The organism is Klebsiella sp. C349492, from assembly GCF_042055345.1.
Taxonomy (GTDB): Bacteria; Pseudomonadota; Gammaproteobacteria; order Enterobacterales; family Enterobacteriaceae; genus Klebsiella; species Klebsiella scottii.
On record NZ_JANQCE010000001.1, the window covers coordinates 828355 to 847156 of the forward strand.

Sequence of the window (18802 nt, forward strand, 5' to 3'; positions counted from 1 at the left end):
GAGTGAATCTCGATTAATGCACTATTTAATGACGCCATTCCCTATCTGGAGTGGCGTCATGTCAAACGAGTTTATTTTATCCCTCCGTCAGTGCCTGCACCATCTGTCCGGCGCAGCGCGCAATATCCCCTTATTGTCCTTCATCCCGCTGGTCATAATGGTATTCGCCATTAGCCTGCTTACCGGCTGCGGTGAAAAAACCGTCGATACGCCGAAGCCGGCGCGCCCGGTTCGCTACCTTGTTATCGCCTCCCCGACGTCGTTTGCCGATCTGCAGCGAACCGGCGAAATCCATGCCCATGATGAGACCGCCCTAAGCTTCCGCCTGGACGGCCGGATACTGAGCCGCAGGGTTGATATAGGCGATCGGGTTAAAGCGGGGCAGAGGCTGGCCACCCTTGATGATGTCAGCGTAAAGAACCGGCTGGCCGCCGCGCAGGCTGATGTTGAGAGCGCAAAAGCATCTGCGCAGGCGGCGGGGCTGAACCTGAGCCGGATGCAGAAGCTGATGCCAACCGGCGCCATCGCGCGGGCTCAGTTAGACAGCGTCCGTGCAGACTGGCTGGTGGCAAACGCCAGGCTGAAAAGCAGCGTCGCGGCACGGCGTGACGCCGAGGAAAATCTTAGCTGGACCCGGCTGGTCGCACCCGCCGATGGCGTCATCACCGGCGTAAGCGCATCGGCGGGAGAGGTGGTCAACGCGGGGCAGACGGTCCTTACGCTAGCGGCCGGTGACGCCCGCGACGCGGTGTTTGCTACGACCGAACCGGCGCAGCTTCTGGCGCAAAAAGGTGCGGCCTTCAGGGTCTATTTACTCGATGATCCCGCGGTCAGCACTACGGGAATATTGCGCGATATCAGCCCTCAGGCCGATCCCCTGACGCGGACCTGGCGTGTCAGGCTGTCTCTTCCGCAGCCGCCAGCCGCGATGGCGCTGGGCGCGAGCGTTACGGTCGCGCTGCCGGTTCCACGTGCATCGGGTTACGTCATACCGGCTTCAGCCTTGAGCCGCTCGGGAGATCGTCCGGCGGTATTTGTTATTGACTCGCGGATGCAGGCGCAGCTGCGGCAAGTCGTGCCGGCGGGCTACACCGCGTCATCAATTATTATCGCCTCCGGCCTGCACCCTGGCGACAGGGTCATCACCGCCGGCGTGAGCAAACTCCGCAGCGGAGAAAACGTGACCGCCGGGGAGAGACAGCCGTGAACGAGAGGATGCCGGGAGATAAATTCAACCTTTCAGCGTGGGCCCTCGAACATCAGCAGATGGTGAGTTTTTTTATGCTGCTGATTATCGCCGCCGGCGCGTTTTGTTATGAGCGGTTGCCGCAAAATGAAGATCCTGATTTCACCATTAAAACGGCCGTCGTCTCCGCACAATGGCCCGGCGCATCGGTGAAAGACACGACGAATCTGGTGACCGATGTGCTGGAGAAAAAGCTGCAGGAAACGCCCTGGCTGGATTATATCGAAAGCGAAACGCAGGCTGGCCGGTCGGTTATCTATGTGAATTTACGTGACGACACCCCGCCGCATAAGGTGGCGGATATCTGGTATCAAATTCGCAAGAAAATGCAGGATATTGCGCCATCGCTACCTGAAGGTGCGCGGGGGCCGGTCGTGAATGATGAGTTTGATGACACCTTTGGGACGATTTACGGATTTATTCCTGAGGGATATACGCTTCGCGAGGTTCGCGACCGCGTGGAGAAGATACGTCTCAATCTGATGTCACTACCTGATGTCGGCAAAATTACGCTGCTTGGCGAGCCGCAGGAGCAGATCGTTATCGCCTTTTCACCACCGCAGCTGGCAGGCATGGGGCTCGATATTCAGCAGGTCGCGGATGCCCTCAAAGCGCAGAACGCGGTTGTGCCCGCGGGGATCATGCGCACCCGGCAGGAAAATATGGCGATAAGGGTAAGCGGGGCGCTATCGTCGCTGGAGAGCTTACGCGCAACCACCTTACACATTAATGACCGATACGTTCCGCTAACGGATATCGCAACGGTTGAGCGCAAGGTCTCAGAGCCACCGGCACCGACGTTTCGCGTCAACGGCCGGCCGGCTATCGGACTGGCGATATCAATGGCGTCGACGGGAAATATGGCGCGGTTTGGCGCCGCGCTGAATGGCAAAATCGACGTCCTGAAAACCGAGCTGCCGCAAGGTATTGAGGTGGTGAAGGTTGCAGATCAGCCCGCGGTAGTCAGGGAGGCGGTCAGCGGATTTGTCCGGGTGCTGATCGAGGCGATACTTATTGTCCTCGCGGTCTCTTTTGTATCGCTAGGGCTACGGGCGGGACTGGTTGTGGCGGCGGCAATCCCACTGGTGCTGGCGATGACCTTCGCCGGAATGCTGCTGGCCGGCATTGGTCTGCAGCGCATTTCACTCGGCGCGTTGATTATTGCGCTGGGCCTGTTGGTCGATGACGCCATGATCGCCGTTGAAACGATGGTCTCCAGGCTTGAAGCCGGTGAAACCCGCCGCCGGGCGGCCAGCTACGCTTTCAGAACCACGGCATTCCCAATGCTGACCGGAACGCTGGTGATGATTGCCGGTTTTATTCCCGTGGGCTTTGCCGCCTCCAGCGCCGGGGAATACTGTTACTCATTGTTTGCCGTCGTATTTATTGCGCTACTCTGCTCGTGGGTGGTGGCGATCCTGTTTTCACCTCTGACCGGAACCTGGCTGTTATCTGAGGCGATGAACCGACGCGCTGCGGGCCGAGGAAAAATCGGACGGCTTTATAGCCGGCTCTTGCATCTGGCGCTTCGTCACCGGCTGTTCACCCTCGGTATTGCGGTGGCCGCCTTAGGCTTAGCGGTTTTTGGCACAAGATATATGCCGGGCGAATTTTTCCCGTCCTCCGACCGGCCTGAGCTGCTGGTAAGTTTAACGCTTCCGGCCAACGCGGCGCAGCCAGAAACGGAAAGACAGACCCAGCGGCTGGAGAAAGTCCTTGCCGGGAATGAAAACGTCGAACGCTACTCTGCCTACGTGGGCTCGGGCGCCGTACGATTTTATCTGCCGATGGACGTTCTACGCGAAAACGAAAACACGGCGCAGATCGTTGTGGTGGCCAAGGATCTTGCGGCGCGAGATCGCCTGCGACAGCAGTTAAATACGCTGCTGGCGGCTCAATTTAGCGACCTGACTTCGCGCGTATCGCCGCTGGAGCTGGGGCCACCGGTAGGCTGGCCGGTAAAATACAGGGTCAGCGGGCCGGATTATGAGCGCGTACGCGAGTATGCGAACCGTCTGGCCGAGGTGATAGGGCGCTCGCCGCTGTCCCGGGAGGTTAATCAGACGGCGGGGGAGCCTGAGAGGGTGATGACGCTAAAGGTCAATCAGACCGCCGCGCGAGCGGCGGGGATCTCATCCGAGAGCCTGGCGCAGACGCTTAATACCATCTGGTCCGGCAGCATCATAACGTCTGTACGGGACGGCGATCGGCTGGTGGATGTGGTTCTGCGCGCTAAAGACCAGGACCGGCTGAATATCGCCACCTTATCCTCACTGATGCTGACCGGAAATAGTGGGCGAAAAATCCCCCTCAGCGCCGTGGCGACGCCCGTTTGGGGCGTCGATGATCCGGTGGTGTGGCGTCGTCAGCGGCAACCGTTTATTACCGTTCAGACCGATCTTGCGCCAGGGCTGCGGGCAGCTGAGTTATCTTCCGGGCTGAGTCCGGCGATTGAAAAACTGCGCGCCTCGCTAGCCATCGGCTACAGCATCGAGGAGGGCGGCGCGGTAGAGGAGTCCGACAAGGGGAACGGCTCCGTTTACGCGACGTTACCGATCGCGATCGTCATCATGTTGCTATTGCTGATGCTCCAGCTTCGGCGCTACTCGCGTATGTTCCTCGCCCTGCTTATGGCGCCTTTTGGCCTGCCGGGCGTGGTGATGGCGATGCTTCCCGGGGGGACTCCGCTGGGATTTGTCGCTTTGCTGGGGGTGATAGCGCTGGCAGGTATGATTATCCGCAATGCCGTGATCCTGATTAGTGAAGTGGACAGTAATCTAGCGCTCGGTATGGCGCAGGAGGCCGCTATCATTGCCGCCGCGGAGCACCGTGCCAGGCCCATATTCCTGACGGCCTGCGCAGCCATTCTCGGAATGCTTCCCATCGCGCACCAGGTTTTCTGGGGACCGATGGCGTACGCCATTATCGGTGGGCTTGTTGTGGCCACGCTGGTGACGCTTACGGTACTGCCCGCATCCTTTAGCCTTTTGCTTCAGGCGAGCGCCAGGTTCGTTCCTGCGGGCGGCGTTCGACAGAAGATTCACTCAGACAGGAGCTAAATAGCGGGTTCAGAAAGAGATGTCATTAACGGGATCGATAAGCGATCCCGTTATTTGAAGCTTAGTCTGGCGCGATGCGCAGCCGGCTGGCGGCCGTAAAAGACGTAAACTTACTGCATTTTGGCGCGCGTCTTTTTATCGCCTGTTTTCGCAACAACCCGCGTGACGGTAATAAAAAAGAGGGGCACAAAGAAGACCGCCAGCAGGGTGCCGCCGATCATACCGCCGAAAACCCCCGTGCCAATGGCATGCTGCGTTTTGTCACTGGCTCCGCTGGCCAGCATTAATGGGACAACCCCTAACGTAAAGGCCAGCGAGGTCATCAGAATAGGGCGAAGCCGCTGCCTTGCCGCCAGTAACGTGGCGGCCATCGTCTCCATGCCCTGAGTGCGCAGCTGGCGAGCAAATTCGATAATCAGGATCGCGTTCTTGGCTGAAAGGCCAATGATGGTGATTAAGCCCACTCTGAAAAAGACATCATTCGTCATGTCTGCGACTATGACCGCTAAGACGGCCCCCAGCAGACCCAACGGCACCACCAGCATCACCGCAAGGGGAATGGACCAGCTTTCATAAAGCGCCGCCAGCACCATAAATACCACCAGCACGGAAAGCGCAATGAGCCCGGCAAGCTGGGAAGCGGACGCCTTTTCCTGCAGCGAGCTACCGGCCCACTCGGCGTTGAAACCGTGCGGCAACCCGCCGGCCAGCTGCTCCATTTCAGTCATGGCCGAGCCGCTTGAATATCCTGGCGCCGCGCTCCCGGTGATTCGGATGGCCGGATAGCCCTGATAACGGTTCAGCTGCTGCGGAGCCTGAGTCCAGGAGGCGGTCATAAAAGCGGAGAGCGGCACCATCTCGCCGACTCTGTTTTTGACCGAGATGTTCATCAGGTCATCGGGCTGCATGCGATATGGGGCATCGGCCTGCACGATCGCCTGTTGAACCCGGCCGTCGTCACTGTAGTCATTGACGTAATTTGAGCCGGAAGAGGCGGAAAGCGTCTGGTTAATTTCATCGAACGAGACGGCCATCGCTTCGGCCTTTTCTCTGTCGACGTTCAGCGAGAGGCTTACCCCTTCAGGCAATCCGTCTATCGTTACATCGGAGAGGAGCGGGCTGCGCTTCGCGCGGGAAACCAGACTATCGGCAGCCTGCTTCAGGGCGCGATACCCTTTACCGGCCCTGTCTTCGAGATAGAGGGTAAAGCCGGAAGATGTCCCCATGTCGGAGATCGACGGAGGTAACAGGCTCATGGTCACGGCATCGGCGACGGGCTCCATTCCGGCTTGTATAATATTGGCCTCCTCCTGCGCAGTGGCTCCGTTGCGCAGCCGCCACTCTTTTAACGTGGTAAAGGACATTGCCGTATTCGGCCCCGAGCCCGAAAAGTTAAACCCGAGGATCATCACATTACTCTTGATGGCTTCGCGAGCGGCGATCTGCTCCTCAAACTGTTTCACCACCTGCAGCGTTCGCGTCATTGTTGCATCTGAAGGGAGGTGAATCGAAGACATGAAATACCCCTGGTCTTCTTCAGGTAGAAACGATGACGGCAGTTTGGTCAGGGCGATGAACAGCGCCCCGCAAATCGCGACATACAGCAACATCATCCTGGCGCCACGCTTCAGCACATACGTCAGACCTGACTCATAACGGCAGGAAAAACGATGGAAATGACGGTTAAACCAGACGGAAAACCCGCCGGCGGCCTTGCCGTTTTTGTCGTGCGCTTTCAGCAGGGATGCGCACAGAGCGGGGGTCAGCGTCAGGGCCAGAAATGCCGAAAACAGTATGGAGACGGCCATCGACAGGCTGAACTGGCGGTAAATAACGCCAACCGAACCGTTTGCGAAACCCATCGGTATGAATACCGCGGTCAGTACCAGCGTAATGCCAATTATCGCCGGCGTGATTTCCCGCATTGCCTCACGGGTCGCCTCGCGCGGCGGCAGACCCTTTTCTTCCATCAAACGCTCAACGTTTTCAACCACCACGATCGCATCATCGACGATGATACCGATCGCCAACACCATGCCGAACATGGTCAGAACGTTGACGGAGTAACCGCAAAGCAGCATCACCGTAAAGGTGCCGAGCAGGGCGACGGGCGCCACGATCGCCGGGATAAGCGTGCAGCGTATTTTATGCAGAAATAGCAGCATTACGAGAAACACCAGCACCATTGCCTCTATAAAAGTCTGGATAACTTTCATAATCGACAGCTTCACGAAAGGGGCGGTATCAAAGGGAACCGAGAACGCCATACCATCAGGAAGTACCGTTGTAAGCTCAGCAAGACGTGCGTGAATACCGGCCGCTGTGCTGATGGCGTTAGCGCCGGGAGATAGCTGGATCGCCGCCGCCGTGGCCGGCAGGCCATTCTCGCGGATGGCAAATGCATAGCTCTGCAGGCCAGACTCTACGCGGGCGATATCCGCCAGCTTTAAACGGGCTCCGCTGGTGTTGGCTTTAATGGTTATATTGCGAAACTCTTCCACCGTCGCAAGCTGCCCTTTGACCATCAACGGATAGGTAACCTGCTGGCCGACGATGGCGGGCTCATCCCCGGTGCGGCCCGGTGAAACCAGAACGTTCTGCTGGCCGATCGCGCTAATGACGTCTCCCACGGAGAGCCGATAGTCATGCATCCTGGCGGGATTTAGCCAGATGCGCATCGCCTTTTCTGCGCCAAACAGCTGTACCTTTCCCACGCCAGGAACGCGACGCAGCTCATCGGTCACGTTCCGGGCAAAATAATCGCTAAGGTCCGCCTCCTGATAGCCGTCCGTTCTGGACTTCAGCCCAACCATCATCAGAAAGCCTGAGTTTGCGGCCTCGACGCTGATGCCATTTTGCCTTACCGGCTGCGGCAGGCGCGGCTCGACAATTTTAATGTGATTTTGGATATCCATCTGCGCGAGCTTGATATCCGTGCCGGGCTTAAACGTCACCGTTATCGAGGCCATTCCGGAAGTGTCGCTGGACGACTCGAAATAGAGCAGATCGTCAACGCCGGAAATTTCACGCTCGAGCAGTGAAATCACGGATGTATTCATTATTTCCGGCGTAGCTCCTGGGTAGCTGGCGGTGATAATGATACCCGGCGGGGCGATGGCCGGATATTGCGCCACCGGCAATTGAGGGATCGCCAGCAGCCCCCCTAATACGATAAATAGCGCGATTACCCAGGCAAACACGGGGCGGGCAATAAAAAAATAGGGCATCAGTTATATCCAGTATGCGAGCGGTGTATTAATCAGCTTAACGAGAGAGATTGGAAAAATGGGGGCTAAATCTTGTCTGGCAGCATTAAAGTAATCTGAACAGCAGATATAATGGTGAAATCCCTAAATTAACAATCAAAAAGCATTCGTAGTAAAAGGTCACATCAAAAATATCCAGTGGTAAAGAGAGCAGGACGTGAAAAATAATAACCAGGTAGGTAAACGTCAGCATCAGCATCAGCGTTATGATGTTTAACTCGCGCAATGCCTCCGGCTTCTTTTGAAATAAAAGGAGCAGGCTCGTCAGCACGATGCTGGCATACGTAAAGGGCGACGCCACTATGGTGAAACGCACTTTTTCTGCAATTGCATGTACCAGCGCCAGCCATCCATAGAGCATCACCCAGGTATAAACAAGAAATAGTGCCACTGAAGTTATCTTTGCCGTACTGAATACCGGCGTATTGTTGATGTTTGCCATAATCATTCAACCCCGGAGTATGACGCGCAAGAATCGGTAAAGTTCGTTGATATAATATTCATCCTGACGGCCCACGCTAAATATTTCTGTTGCTAAGGGCCATGAGTGCTGGCCTACCCATATTGACTGCAGATTAGTTGCTTATCGATAATATGGCATATCATTATGGAGTGCTGATTACTCTAATGTGGAGAGAGTATGTAGCGTGGAGTGTTCTACGGGGCATTGAGAATACTCAGGGTATTATTTTGTTAGCGATGCAACTTCCGCAGGAACACCCTGTCTTAATCTCGCGGATTAACTTCATCCCGAGCGACAAGACCGCCACAATAGATGCAGGACCGAGTAAAATGTAAGCATAACAAGCAACGATGTAGCAAATGACCAGGCTATATTCCTGGAGTGATGTTTTTTTGTGTAGCGCGCTTAAGATTAATGAGGGCAGGATCAGTGCTTTTCTCATGCCAACCCACCGTAGAGACTTTCGTCAGAACATACCGGGAACGGAGTCATCATGAATGATAAACCGCTTATTCTTGTGGCCGAAGATGATGACGAAATAGCCGACATACTAATGAGTTACGTTCACCGTTCAGGGATGAATACCGTCCGGGCGGCGGACGGCGAGCAGGCGATTAATACATTCGGCCTGCGCAAGCCCGATCTGGTTCTGCTGGATATACAGCTTCCCATTATTGACGGCTGGAATGTGCTTTCGACCTTAAGAAAAGAGAGCAACGTCCCCGTGATAATGGTGACCGCGCTCGATCAGGACGTCGATAAATTGATGGGGCTGCGGCTGGGTGCCGATGATTATGTAGTGAAACCTTTTAATCCGTCTGAGGTTGTGGCACGTATAGAAGCGGTACTGCGGCGGACTAAAGCCGGTAGCGAGCAAAGCTATCGCAAACCGATCCGCACGCCAAAGTTAACGATTTATCCGGACGACTTTTTTGTGGAGATTACCGTTGGAGATGACATGGTCACCCCGGTACTGACTACGACGGAATTCAAACTATTGACCTGTCTGGCCAGAAATCCCCGAAAAGTATTCTCCCGCGACGAACTGTTAAACTCTTGCCTGCCGGAAGGCGATACACTCGACAGAACGGTTGACAGCCACATGAGCAAGCTTCGTAAGAAGCTGGAAAACTGTGGATTAAAAGGCGTTCCTGAGAGTATCCGCGGCATAGGTTACCGGCTCGGAGAACACAAATGAACAGAGACCAGGCGTTAAGCCGGCAGATCCTGCGATTTATGATATCGCTAACGCTTATTGTTATTGCTATTTCAGTGATCGGCTCATATCTGTTCTATGCGTTTATCATTGATTATATTCCCGGAGGCTCGGCCGCCGGGAATGAAGACAGCGTGACTTATCTCGACTGGCTGTGGATTATGGTCATTTCCGCCACCGGGTTAATTATCTCACTCTTCTTCGCCGTCAGGCTTTCCGCGAGAATACTCACTCCATTAAGCTCGGTGGCCACCAGCCTGCGCCGGGTTGCCCAGGGCGATTTAGGCGCCCGGGCGTTTTGCACCAGCTCGCGTCTCGGGGAGCTTAACAACCTGGTTAATGACTTCAACGAGATGGCGGAAAAATTGCAGGCGCTGGATTCACAGCGTAAATCCTGGAATGCCGCTATTGCGCATGAGCTACGAACCCCGGTAACCATTATCCGAGGAAGGCTGCAGGGGCTGGTTGACGGGGTGTTTGAACCTACGCCGCCGTTATTCAACAATCTGCTGAAACAAACTGAAGGGCTATCCAGCCTGATTGACGATCTGCGGATGGTGAGCTCGTCCACGGCGGCTGAATTTACCTTAACCCTGGCCCGGGTTAATCTGCAGGAGACTATTCAGAGTGCGCTTGAGGCTTTTTCACTTGAATTCAGACGCAGCGGCTTCGAGGTTGTAACCGAGCTCCAGCGTCTGGAGTCGGTGTGCGATCCTTTACGTATTATTCAGTGCCTTACAGTCCTTTTTGATAATGCGATAAAATACTCGACCTCCAGAACGATGCTGGTTAAAAATGGCATCGCCGGCAACCGCTTTTATATTGTGGTTGAGGACTATGGCCCCGGCATTGCGCAAGAGTTTCAAAAGTTTCTCTTCCAGCCTTTCCAGCGCGGATCGGCCGCAAGAAATATCAATCCTAAGGGATGCGGCCTCGGGCTGTCCGTTGTTAAAGCGATTATGGACGCCCATGACGGGGAGGTCACCTATACGCTGTCGGCGAGTCATCATTCGATTTTTACGCTGTCATGGCCGCTACCATGCGATATTTAACCGCGGCGGTTAGCAGGCCTGCCGAGGCCTGTTTTCTCCGCCGCGGGCTACCACATTTGACCCAGTTTGATATCCCACTCGGCAGGATATATCTGCAGCTTACCGCGTCGGGGACTAAGCGTAATTTCACTAAAATAGATATCATCGCGCTGCAACATTAAATCCACCCGACAATAGTCCAGATCTCTTGATAGCTCCTGGGCTGCGGTTATAGCCTGGTGTAATAAATCGGGCGGTGGGATCCTGGCTGGCGTATTTGGATATTCCATCAGAAAGGGCTGGAGCCGCCAGGCTCTGTCGTAAACATTGATGTAATCATTTCCCCGCTCATCGGTGAAGTCGGCTTCGATCACCCCAGCAATGCCGTGAAAACAGTGGATACGCAACATTTCCGGCGTGGTATTCTTGTCTCTGCCGGTAAATAGATCAATATATTCCTCGCATAGAATTACCGGCGGTATATTTTTGTACTGCCACTCTCGGGTGCTGTAATACATGTTTTTCTTGAGCGCCAGACTCAACGAGCTCAGGGCTCTGGCCGTATTAAATTTCTGCTTGTCGGTACATATTACGCTACTGCCGCTATCATGATTACATTTCAGGACAAACCTGTCCGGCAAACTGTTCAGGTCAATATTCTGAATATCGCTATAGACGCCAACCAGCGCGGCCATTTTTAATTTGTCGGTTTTGTTATAAATATACTCGCGGACCGCAAGCTTATCGGCCAGCAGGGTGTAAAACGGATTGTGGTCATAGATCATGCGGTGACATATTTTCTCACTCAGCGTCACCGGGTGCACTAAATCTGGTTTCCTTCCGGATATTTTTTGTAATCTCCTGGTGTGAAATTCTTTGTCATTTAAAAGGTGAGTTCTTAATATCTTGACGAGATATTCGCTATACCGTAGAAAATAATTCAGTCTGTTCATTGTTCCTCCTGAGAACTCTGAACATTGTGAAAGAGTTTTATTGCTTGCTTTTGCGCAAGTTGTGGAGTCAATGTGGAGAGCGGCGTTTAACGGTTCGCAGGAGCAGGCGGTAATAGCCTGATGGCAGTATCCTCAGTCAAGGATACTGCCTGGGACGGCAAACGGACTTTAGGGGAATATTATCCAGCCGACTCTCTTAACCCTCACCGTCGGTAACGTAGTAGGTTACCGGATAGCTATGGCTCTCTTTGAGGCCACGGGTGATCAGACCGGCTTTGGCGGCCTCATCGACTTTATAAAATACGCGGCCGGTTTCCGATGACGTTATTTTGTTCAGTTCATCGGCGGAGATTTTTGTGCAGGTCGAATAGATAGTGCGGAACAGAACGTTGTAGCTTTCAGCATCTTCCAGAATGCGCCTCGCCTGATCGGGTTTCAAATACTCGGCTTTGTCGTTCCACGCTGCGGCAGGATGAAGCATAAACCTGGCAAGCGGCATGGCGTAGCGTTCATCCGATCCGCAGTAAACCATAGTTGCCGCTGAGGCTATTACTGAAGCATCGATCATATTCAGTTTGACTGGACTCTTACGCAGCGCTTCGTAGGCCACGTACCCCGCATCCATATCTCCGCCCTCGCTGTTAAGATATATGTCGACATTTTTGATATTACGGTAGTTACCCTCTATTTCTGCCAGCGAAGATAATAGCCAGGTAACGGTCCGGTTGTTGATCGCGCCATTAAAGTAGATGGCGACTTCGCTAACGTTGGTATTCTTGACTGTGTCGGCTTTGATAAAATAAACGTTGGCCTGTGTGCTCAAGGGGAGTATGAGGGCCAGCAGGGGGAGCAACCGCTTATTCATGGTTAGAATCGTCCTTGTATTAGGAAAAATTTAAGATATTGATGTCAGGCGCCCAATCAGCCACAACCAGGCAGGATAAAGCATATGCATAATTCCGCCAGCTGCGAAATGTAATAGCATAAGGTGGATCGGATATGGCCGATCTGCATCAGTTCTTGCGTGGTCCGTTGAAAGCGTGATGGCGTTGGTTAACAAAGTGCGCTGCTCTGCGGTTTCACTATTTCGCCGCCGCGTCGCGTTGCCCCGCGCAAGCGAACAAATAGTATTGCCAATGGCGCAATGAGGCCGTGTAGCAGAAAGGTATGGCTATAGCCCCATTTCTCAACAACGGCTCCCGCGACGACGCTGCTAAGGGTGGCGCCAATAACCTGCACGGTTAATATGTTCCTTCGGTCCTGGGGCAGAGAGTTTTTAGAATCAGCTCAGACTATTTATCGCGCCACTCTTTGGCCAGGACAGCAAACACCAGCGTGCTTTCGTAGACCACGGTTTCATCGTCCGTGATAAAAGAGACGTGTTCCTTAAAACATCCCTCCAGGCGCATACCGAGGTGGCGGCAAAGGTTTTGTGAAGGTTCATTATAATCAGCGACATAGGCATATATTCTTCTGGCGTTCTTATGATTAAACAGGTAGTCGAAAAATGCGTGTGCCGCTTCGCGGGCGAACCCCATGCCTTCATATTTTTTATTCAGAAGCCAACCCACACAGTATGTATCAGGGTCAGGTTCTCCGCTGTTATCCGCAAACAGCTCGCCTATCAGCGCCCCGGTTTCCTTCAGGCTAATCGCATAGTAGTGTTCTTCTTTTTGCCGGCGCGCAATTTCGTTAACAGCTTCATCACAGGAGTGAAGTTTTTCATCCATAAAACAGGCTACGCGTGGGTTTGATAAATATTCGAACAAGCCCGCGGCATCATTATCCTGAAAAGACCTGATGATTAGCCGGGGAGATTCAGTATATTTCATGAGGTCACTCATCGGTGTATAAGCTTTCGTCGATTTTATCTCTAATTGTATTGGATTGCCTATGAGATTGTGTATCGCAGTGCAATATTTTATGCCTGACGGCAGCCTTAGCGACGATGTCTGTAAAGGCGTCGATTTTTATGGCGCGCAGCGGGCATGGCAGGGCGTCAGATGGCGGCGGCAGGGCGAACAGCGCTAAGCGCAAGCTGCCTTGCCCCTGACTCCATCTTTGGCGTGGCGGTATAAGAAAATAAATACACCGAGGGGCCGCTGCCCCTCTGATTTTTTTCAGGGTTTTATTTCTGCCGTAATATGTACTTTATTGCCCATCCTCGCCTCGATTATTTTATACTCTTTTGCCCCTTGTTGTTTCGTGATTTGGCGGATTTTGTTTTCAGCATTTTCCAGCGTATCGCCGGTGGCGGTTACCGTTTTGGCGAATACCGAAAATGGCAGAATTAAATAGATAAATAAAACGGAAATTAAGGTTTTCATCGAGAATGTTGCTCCTTAGAGCCAGGGAATTAAATAAATGCCTTCAGCCAGTCTTCAACGTTTTGCGTGCTGATATTATTTCTCGCATTAAACGTTTCGCTCATTGGCCACCACATGCCGGCTCCACGTGCAAATGCGGTACGGTAGCGCAGCATTTGTTCATCTGGATCAGCGCGGAGCTCATCAAGCAGCGCAGGCAGGGTCAATACGCTTTTTCTAAACGTTTGTTCCGTCACGCGTTCTACCGTCGAAGCGAGCTGCCCGTAGGAGATCGTGTCGCCTGCAACAAACACCACTTCATTCTTGATTCGGGGCTGATGCAAATAAATGGCGGTAGTCAGACGCCCAATATCTGCGGGTGAGGTGACCGTGACCCGGGTATCCCAGCTCCCGAGGGCGTTAATTGTTTTTTCGGCGAGGTTCACGACATTAAATGCCGGCTCAAAAAGAAAGCTGGTAAACATTCCGGTTGAAACAATGACCCATTCCGTTGCGTTTTGTGCGCGTAGCAGGCTTCTGACATCATACTGCTCATCCCACACCGGCTGTCCGCTTCCTTTACCCACCACATCGTAGTTAACGCCGAACTGCCAGGGGAAATAACGTTTCACCTCGGCGGCCAGCGCTGCCTTCGTGATCTTCACCTGTGTGCCAGGGCCAGCGACAAAGCCCATGCAGTTTATGATGGTGTCATACCTTTTGAATGTTTCTCGCAGCGACTCTGCCGCGGCGCCGGCCATATCAAGCGGAATAAATTTAGCCCCCGCAGCTGCGTGTTTTTGATGACCTGCAGAACGAAGGTGGCCCTGTGCATCCCATGATTCAGGAGAAACGATGACGGTGACCGAACCATGAAGCTGCGCCACCGCAGGTACCAGCGCGCTTAGTATGGTATCGCCAAGTTGTCCCGCTCCTAGCACCAATACGTTTTCTGGAGAAGTGAGTTTACGATCTTGCATTTTGATTCCTCAGCCTATAAAGCAGCGAATTTACTGCGATGAGGGCAAGTTTACTGGCGCTAAGGTCATTCGATAAGTATACGAATACAGGTTAAACTGTTAGCGAAAATGGGATAGTCGCTTCTCAGGCTGCGGGTGAAATGATGGATAAGCTGGATTCAATGCAGGTATATGTCCACGTGGTGGATACGCACAGTTTCGCGAGGGCGGCGGAAGTTCTGGGCCTGCCGCGATCGACCGTGTCTCGCGTCATAAAGGAGATGGAAACCTATCTCGGGCTTCAGCTTTTACAGCGAACCACGCGCAAGCTGAGCGTCACGGCCGACGGACGCAGATACTACGAAGAGTGCAAAAGGATCCTGGCAGATATTGCTACGGTTGAATCTTCTTTTCCCGGCAGGGCTGGCCAGCCGCGAGGGCGCTTTAAGGTGGGTATGCCTCAGTCCCTTGCGAGGTCCAGCTTTATTCCCAGGGTGGATGAATTTTTGCAGCTGTATCCCGAGCTGGAGATGATCCTTTGCTCAAGCGACAATATTGAGGATCTGGTGCAGGAAGGGTATGACTGCGCGATCAGAGCGGGAAGAGTCGAGGATTCGACGACCCTGGTTGCCCGCCCGCTCGCAAACTTCAAATGGGCAGTGATGGCCTCGCCGAAATATATCGAGGCGCATGGCAGGCCTGAATCGCTGGACGATCTGGAGAACCACCGGGCGGTTGGGTTCCTGAATCATCGAACCGGGCGTACCACGGAGTGGCTATTTACCCTGGATGGCGAAGAGAGGGCGGTGCGTATGCAAGAAACCTTCGTCGTTGATGATACTGATGCCTATATACAGGCCGGTATTGAGGGGATTGGATTAATTAGGGTAGCGAGCTATCTGGTTGCTCCCTATCTAAAAAATGAAACGCTGGTTGCCTGCCTGAATGATCTCTCCTTCGATTTACCGCTGTCTTTGATCTACCCGCAGAACAGGTATCTTCCCCCAGCGGTGCGCTCGTTCTATGAATGGAGCAAATCGGTTCTTAATACGCCGGGCAATAGTTAATACTGCCCGGGTAGCGCCGGAGGAAGATTAGCCTTTCCAGGGCGACTGACGAATGATGCGACAGAAATCGAACGGCGCAAAGGCGGGGTCTTTGTCTTTCAGGACATCCCCCTTCACGTTGCCAAACGTCGTTTCAGGGCGGTGTTTGATACCGTCGTAGAAGGCCTGAATAATCTCCTCCTTGAAGTTGTCAGGGCGCGGATGCTGGCTAACGACGGCCATTCTCTCCTCATCGCCGAACGTATCGTAGCCTATTCCCAAAACGTCCATTTCCACCCCGGCGGTGACAAGCGCAATTTCCGGGGCCATAAACTCCGGGATGCCCGGCGTGGTGTGCAGGGCGATAGCGGTCCACACTTTATCCATATCCTCCTGCTTCACCGTATAGCTTTGCATAAACTCGCGGGCCGCATTTGCGCCATCCACCTCGAAACGTTTGTCACAGCTGCAGTGCTCATGCGTTAAACCAATATCGTGGAACATGCATCCCACGTATAAAAGCTCATGATCGACTTTTGCGTCACGCCTGCGGGCCGCCAGGGCCGCCCAGTAGTAGACTCTGCTGGAGTGGTTGAAGAGTAAATCCGATTCGGTATCACGGATGAATGCCGTGGCGTCACGGGCCATCTGCGTGTCGGGTATACGGATACCCTGTACGGTAAACTGCATGATTAATCTCCTTTGGAACGTTTCGCCACCATTCTAAGCAATCGCGCTTATGTCTATAATGGTCATTTTCATGCAATTTAGGACATCCGGTTAAATTCGGACCTGGAGAGAAAGAATAGTGCACAGTATCGTCATTTTGGCCGTTCCAGGAGTACAGCTGCTCGACGTCGCGGGGCCGCTGGATGCCTTCGCTGAGGTAAACCGCATTCTCCGTCGGCAAATATACCATTCGGTCGTCATATCGATTGATGGGGAGACTATTCACGCGTCTTCCGGGGTTACCCTCAGCGCGAACGGCTCTCTTTCTGACTATGCCGTCAACGGGCCGACGTCGTTTCTTATCGCCGGATCGCCGGATATGGCCGATCGCGAGCTCTCTGAAAAACAGAGCCAGGCAATAACGGCGCTTTGCCGGCTCAGCCGTCGGTACGGTTCAGTGTGTACCGGCGCGCTATTGTTGGCGCAAACCGGGTTAATCAACCACCGTCAGGTCACCACCCACTGGTCCGTCGCCGGGGAGCTTGCCAGACGTCATCCGGAAATTCAGGTTAATGCCGATGCCCTGTACGTTGCTGATGGCCCGGTGAGAACGGCCGCCGGAGTCACTTCGGGTATGGATCTGGCGCTGAGATTTATTGAAGAAGACGTGGGGCGCGAAATCGCGTTAGATGTCGCGGCGAACCTGGTGATGTTTTTTCGCCGTCCCGGCGGACAGGGCCATTTCACGCGCAAGCAGCAGGTGTCGACCACCGGGCGGGCGGCTCTGCAGGATTTACAGCGCTGGGTGCTGACGAATCTGGATACAACGGCTACCGTCGCGGAGATGGCAAATCATATCAACCTCAGCGTTCGCCATCTGAACAGGGTGTTTCAACAGGAAATGGGCGTGAGTACGGGAGAGTGGCTGGAGCAGGCGAGAATATCCCGCGCCAGGGAGCTGCTTAGCGAACGGCAACCGATCAAGTCAGTCGCCGTAATGTGTGGATACAGCAGCAGCGACGTCATGCGCAGGGCGTTTATCAAAGTGACGGGAATGAGCCCGGCGATGTACCAAAAAATTTATGCCGCCGGCAAATAAAAACGTGTCCGGGATGCGCCAGCGCCTTTTGCGCGCATTCGCACGATCGTAAAAGCGGTCAGCGAAGCACGGGCGCTCGCTTTCTAGCGTAAATGCCTGCGCTTCCACTCATCGACAGCGTCACCCAAATTTTTGGGGATATCGTTACGGATCCAGGCCATGAATTCACGGTTAAATCGAAAGTCCTTCCCACACTCCGCGAGCATAAAGCGACGAACGTTTTGCGTGTTTTTATAGTCTTTATCAATAACGGTAGTACGTGTGAGTAATGCGCTATGCCAGTCAATTTTCAATTTTCAATTTTTCCGCTCCCGCGATGAAGCATCGATACAACGCCGCTCGACAACTTAGCCTGACCCGATGAAATGTTGAAAGGGTGACGAACGGCCTCAGCCAGAGCCGGAATCGTTCGTCACATCTCTACAACGAGGGATTTTATCTTTTCCGCCTTTTCAAAATGATCCAGCTTCATCTCCATAATCCACCAGCGCGCAACCTCCATCAGCAGTTCGGGATCGTCATTTTTATTGGCAAAAAAGGCATAGAACGAAAGCCCTACGCTACTGCCCTTAGCCACGATTTTCGCCTCACAGATTCTGATGATTTTTTCCTTCATTTCTGCCCGCACGCTCTCTCCTTATTCAGTTTCGTTATCGCCATAAAATACCTTGCCAAGCTTAATCAGTGGCCTTCCCTGCGATTTACGATGCATATTCGAGTCACGTAGTGAATAAACACACCCGCAGTATTCTTGCTGATAGAAACGTTCGCGTTTACTGATTTCTATCATCCGAGCAGACCCTCCTTGCTTGCGCCAGTTATAATCCCAGTACAGCATACCGGGGTAGGGATTTACGGCTCGATGCCCGCAGTCGTTAATCTGTTGCATATTTTTCCATCGTGAAATGCCCAACGAACTGCTGATTGCGCTGAATCCATTTTCCCATGCATAAAGCGCGGTGCGTTCAAAACGCATATCAAAGCACATGGTGCAGCGTATGCCTCGCTCAGGTTCCCACTCCATTCCTTTGGCGCGTTCAAACCAGTTATCGGTATCATAGTCGGCGTCAACGAAAGGTACCCCATGCTTTTCAGCAAAGCGGATGTTTTCCTCTTTGCGTAACAGATACTCTTTCTGCGGGTGGATATTCGGGTTGTAAAAGAAAATCGTGTAGTCAATGCCGGATGCCTGAATCGCCTCCATCACTTCACCTGAGCAGGGAGCACAGCAGGAGTGCAGTAAAAGTCTGGATGCGTTTTCAGGTAAGACGAGCTTTTGGCGTAGTAAATCAGTCATTATTGGCCTGGAATATATTGAAGGTCATACGCAAGTATACCCTGAGGGACTCGTTTGGGTAGCGCCGAAATGGCATTACTTCTGGGGGATCATCAGCTGAAGATAAGTACAGTTCTGCAAGTGCAAAAGCCGTAGTTGGTTAGATTTAGTTAACACATCCGATTTCCCTACCAATTTTAATAGGGGTGGTTC

Annotated in this window: 17 protein-coding genes; 6 read left to right on the plus strand and 11 right to left on the minus strand. The window is 53.3% G+C overall.

Annotated features, from left to right (window positions below; all coding sequences use genetic code 11):
- The first annotated feature begins 58 nt into the window (after positions 1-58).
- Together NWP14_RS04005 and NWP14_RS04010 are read left to right on the plus strand one after the other, a co-directional pair.
- Positions 59-1207: an efflux RND transporter periplasmic adaptor subunit gene (locus tag NWP14_RS04005; RefSeq protein WP_375214805.1), complete on the plus strand. Its 1149-nt coding sequence runs from the start codon at positions 59-61 to the stop codon at positions 1205-1207.
- Positions 1208-1215: 8 nt separating this feature from the next.
- The gene (locus tag NWP14_RS04010; RefSeq protein WP_375215094.1) at positions 1216-4305 is read left to right on the plus strand and encodes an efflux RND transporter permease subunit; all 3090 of its coding nucleotides are present in this window, start codon (positions 1216-1218) and stop codon (positions 4303-4305) included.
- A 110-nt stretch (positions 4306-4415) separates the two neighbouring features.
- On the opposite strand, the gene NWP14_RS04015 is transcribed toward NWP14_RS04010, so the two are convergent.
- Complete coding sequence (locus tag NWP14_RS04015) at positions 4416-7532, minus strand: multidrug efflux RND transporter permease subunit (protein ID WP_375214806.1); 3117 nt, start codon at positions 7530-7532, stop codon at positions 4416-4418.
- An 85-nt stretch (positions 7533-7617) separates the two neighbouring features.
- Positions 7618-8013, minus strand: coding sequence for a transporter (locus NWP14_RS04020; RefSeq protein ID WP_331834265.1), 396 nt, complete (start codon positions 8011-8013; stop codon positions 7618-7620).
- Positions 8014-8527: 514 nt separating this feature from the next.
- On the opposite strand from NWP14_RS04020, the gene NWP14_RS04025 reads away from it, so the two are divergent.
- Together NWP14_RS04025 and NWP14_RS04030 are read left to right on the plus strand one after the other, a co-directional pair.
- Positions 8528-9232: a response regulator gene (locus NWP14_RS04025; protein WP_095103335.1), complete on the plus strand. Its 705-nt coding sequence runs from the start codon at positions 8528-8530 to the stop codon at positions 9230-9232.
- Complete coding sequence (locus NWP14_RS04030; RefSeq protein WP_095103337.1) at positions 9229-10302, plus strand: ATP-binding protein; 1074 nt, start codon at positions 9229-9231, stop codon at positions 10300-10302. The genes NWP14_RS04025 and NWP14_RS04030 overlap by 4 nt, the downstream gene beginning before the upstream one ends.
- Before the next feature lie 47 nt (positions 10303-10349).
- On the opposite strand, the gene NWP14_RS04035 is transcribed toward NWP14_RS04030, so the two are convergent.
- From NWP14_RS04035 to NWP14_RS04055, 5 genes are all read right to left on the minus strand, one after another.
- Positions 10350-11234: an ATP-grasp fold amidoligase family protein gene (locus NWP14_RS04035; protein WP_375214807.1), complete on the minus strand. Its 885-nt coding sequence runs from the start codon at positions 11232-11234 to the stop codon at positions 10350-10352.
- A gap of 196 nt (positions 11235-11430) precedes the next feature.
- Positions 11431-12099: an ATP-dependent Clp protease proteolytic subunit gene (locus NWP14_RS04040; RefSeq protein WP_095103341.1), complete on the minus strand. Its 669-nt coding sequence runs from the start codon at positions 12097-12099 to the stop codon at positions 11431-11433.
- 427 nt (positions 12100-12526) lie between these two features.
- Positions 12527-13066 (minus strand): GNAT family N-acetyltransferase, encoded by a 540-nt coding sequence (locus NWP14_RS04045; protein WP_375214808.1) that lies wholly within the window; start codon positions 13064-13066, stop codon positions 12527-12529.
- A gap of 288 nt (positions 13067-13354) precedes the next feature.
- On the minus strand, positions 13355-13561 hold the full coding sequence (locus NWP14_RS04050) for a DUF1471 domain-containing protein (protein WP_095103345.1): 207 nt from the start codon (positions 13559-13561) through the stop codon (positions 13355-13357).
- 29 nt (positions 13562-13590) lie between these two features.
- The gene (locus tag NWP14_RS04055; protein ID WP_375214809.1) at positions 13591-14520 is read right to left on the minus strand and encodes an aromatic alcohol reductase; all 930 of its coding nucleotides are present in this window, start codon (positions 14518-14520) and stop codon (positions 13591-13593) included.
- Positions 14521-14663: 143 nt separating this feature from the next.
- On the opposite strand from NWP14_RS04055, the gene NWP14_RS04060 reads away from it, so the two are divergent.
- The gene (locus tag NWP14_RS04060; RefSeq protein ID WP_331834351.1) at positions 14664-15566 is read left to right on the plus strand and encodes a LysR family transcriptional regulator; all 903 of its coding nucleotides are present in this window, start codon (positions 14664-14666) and stop codon (positions 15564-15566) included.
- Positions 15567-15593: 27 nt separating this feature from the next.
- On the opposite strand, the gene NWP14_RS04065 is transcribed toward NWP14_RS04060, so the two are convergent.
- On the minus strand, positions 15594-16235 hold the full coding sequence (locus NWP14_RS04065) for an HD domain-containing protein (protein ID WP_375214810.1): 642 nt from the start codon (positions 16233-16235) through the stop codon (positions 15594-15596).
- A 118-nt stretch (positions 16236-16353) separates the two neighbouring features.
- On the opposite strand from NWP14_RS04065, the gene NWP14_RS04070 reads away from it, so the two are divergent.
- Positions 16354-17313, plus strand: a complete 960-nt coding sequence (locus tag NWP14_RS04070) for a GlxA family transcriptional regulator (RefSeq protein ID WP_370525582.1) — start codon at positions 16354-16356, stop codon at positions 17311-17313.
- An 83-nt stretch (positions 17314-17396) separates the two neighbouring features.
- On the opposite strand, the gene NWP14_RS04075 is transcribed toward NWP14_RS04070, so the two are convergent.
- The 3 genes from NWP14_RS04075 to NWP14_RS04085 all read right to left on the minus strand — a co-directional run bounded on the left by NWP14_RS04075 (position 17397) and on the right by NWP14_RS04085 (position 18610).
- On the minus strand, positions 17397-17606 hold the full coding sequence (locus NWP14_RS04075) for a DUF6434 domain-containing protein (protein ID WP_095103355.1): 210 nt from the start codon (positions 17604-17606) through the stop codon (positions 17397-17399).
- Positions 17607-17725: 119 nt separating this feature from the next.
- Entirely contained in the window at positions 17726-17941 is a 216-nt protein-coding gene (locus NWP14_RS04080) for a DUF6500 family protein (protein WP_331834255.1), read from the minus strand.
- Between the two features lie 9 nt (positions 17942-17950).
- Positions 17951-18610, minus strand: coding sequence for an epoxyqueuosine reductase QueH (locus NWP14_RS04085; RefSeq protein ID WP_375214811.1), 660 nt, complete (start codon positions 18608-18610; stop codon positions 17951-17953).
- Positions 18611-18802: the final 192 nt, after the last annotated feature.

Coding starts and splice junctions, on each gene's coding strand:
- NWP14_RS04005 (WP_375214805.1), top strand. CDS start 59: ATGTCAAACGAGTTTATTTTATCCCTCCGTCAGTGCCTGCACCATCTG.
- NWP14_RS04010 (WP_375215094.1), top strand. CDS start 1,216: ATGCCGGGAGATAAATTCAACCTTTCAGCGTGGGCCCTCGAACATCAG.
- NWP14_RS04015 (WP_375214806.1), bottom strand. CDS start 7,532: ATGCCCTATTTTTTTATTGCCCGCCCCGTGTTTGCCTGGGTAATCGCG.
- NWP14_RS04020 (WP_331834265.1), bottom strand. CDS start 8,013: ATGGCAAACATCAACAATACGCCGGTATTCAGTACGGCAAAGATAACT.
- NWP14_RS04025 (WP_095103335.1), top strand. CDS start 8,528: ATGAATGATAAACCGCTTATTCTTGTGGCCGAAGATGATGACGAAATA.
- NWP14_RS04030 (WP_095103337.1), top strand. CDS start 9,229: ATGAACAGAGACCAGGCGTTAAGCCGGCAGATCCTGCGATTTATGATA.
- NWP14_RS04035 (WP_375214807.1), bottom strand. CDS start 11,234: ATGAACAGACTGAATTATTTTCTACGGTATAGCGAATATCTCGTCAAG.
- NWP14_RS04040 (WP_095103341.1), bottom strand. CDS start 12,099: ATGAATAAGCGGTTGCTCCCCCTGCTGGCCCTCATACTCCCCTTGAGC.
- NWP14_RS04045 (WP_375214808.1), bottom strand. CDS start 13,066: ATGAAATATACTGAATCTCCCCGGCTAATCATCAGGTCTTTTCAGGAT.
- NWP14_RS04050 (WP_095103345.1), bottom strand. CDS start 13,561: ATGAAAACCTTAATTTCCGTTTTATTTATCTATTTAATTCTGCCATTT.
- NWP14_RS04055 (WP_375214809.1), bottom strand. CDS start 14,520: ATGCAAGATCGTAAACTCACTTCTCCAGAAAACGTATTGGTGCTAGGA.
- NWP14_RS04060 (WP_331834351.1), top strand. CDS start 14,664: ATGGATAAGCTGGATTCAATGCAGGTATATGTCCACGTGGTGGATACG.
- NWP14_RS04065 (WP_375214810.1), bottom strand. CDS start 16,235: ATGCAGTTTACCGTACAGGGTATCCGTATACCCGACACGCAGATGGCC.
- NWP14_RS04085 (WP_375214811.1), bottom strand. CDS start 18,610: ATGACTGATTTACTACGCCAAAAGCTCGTCTTACCTGAAAACGCATCC.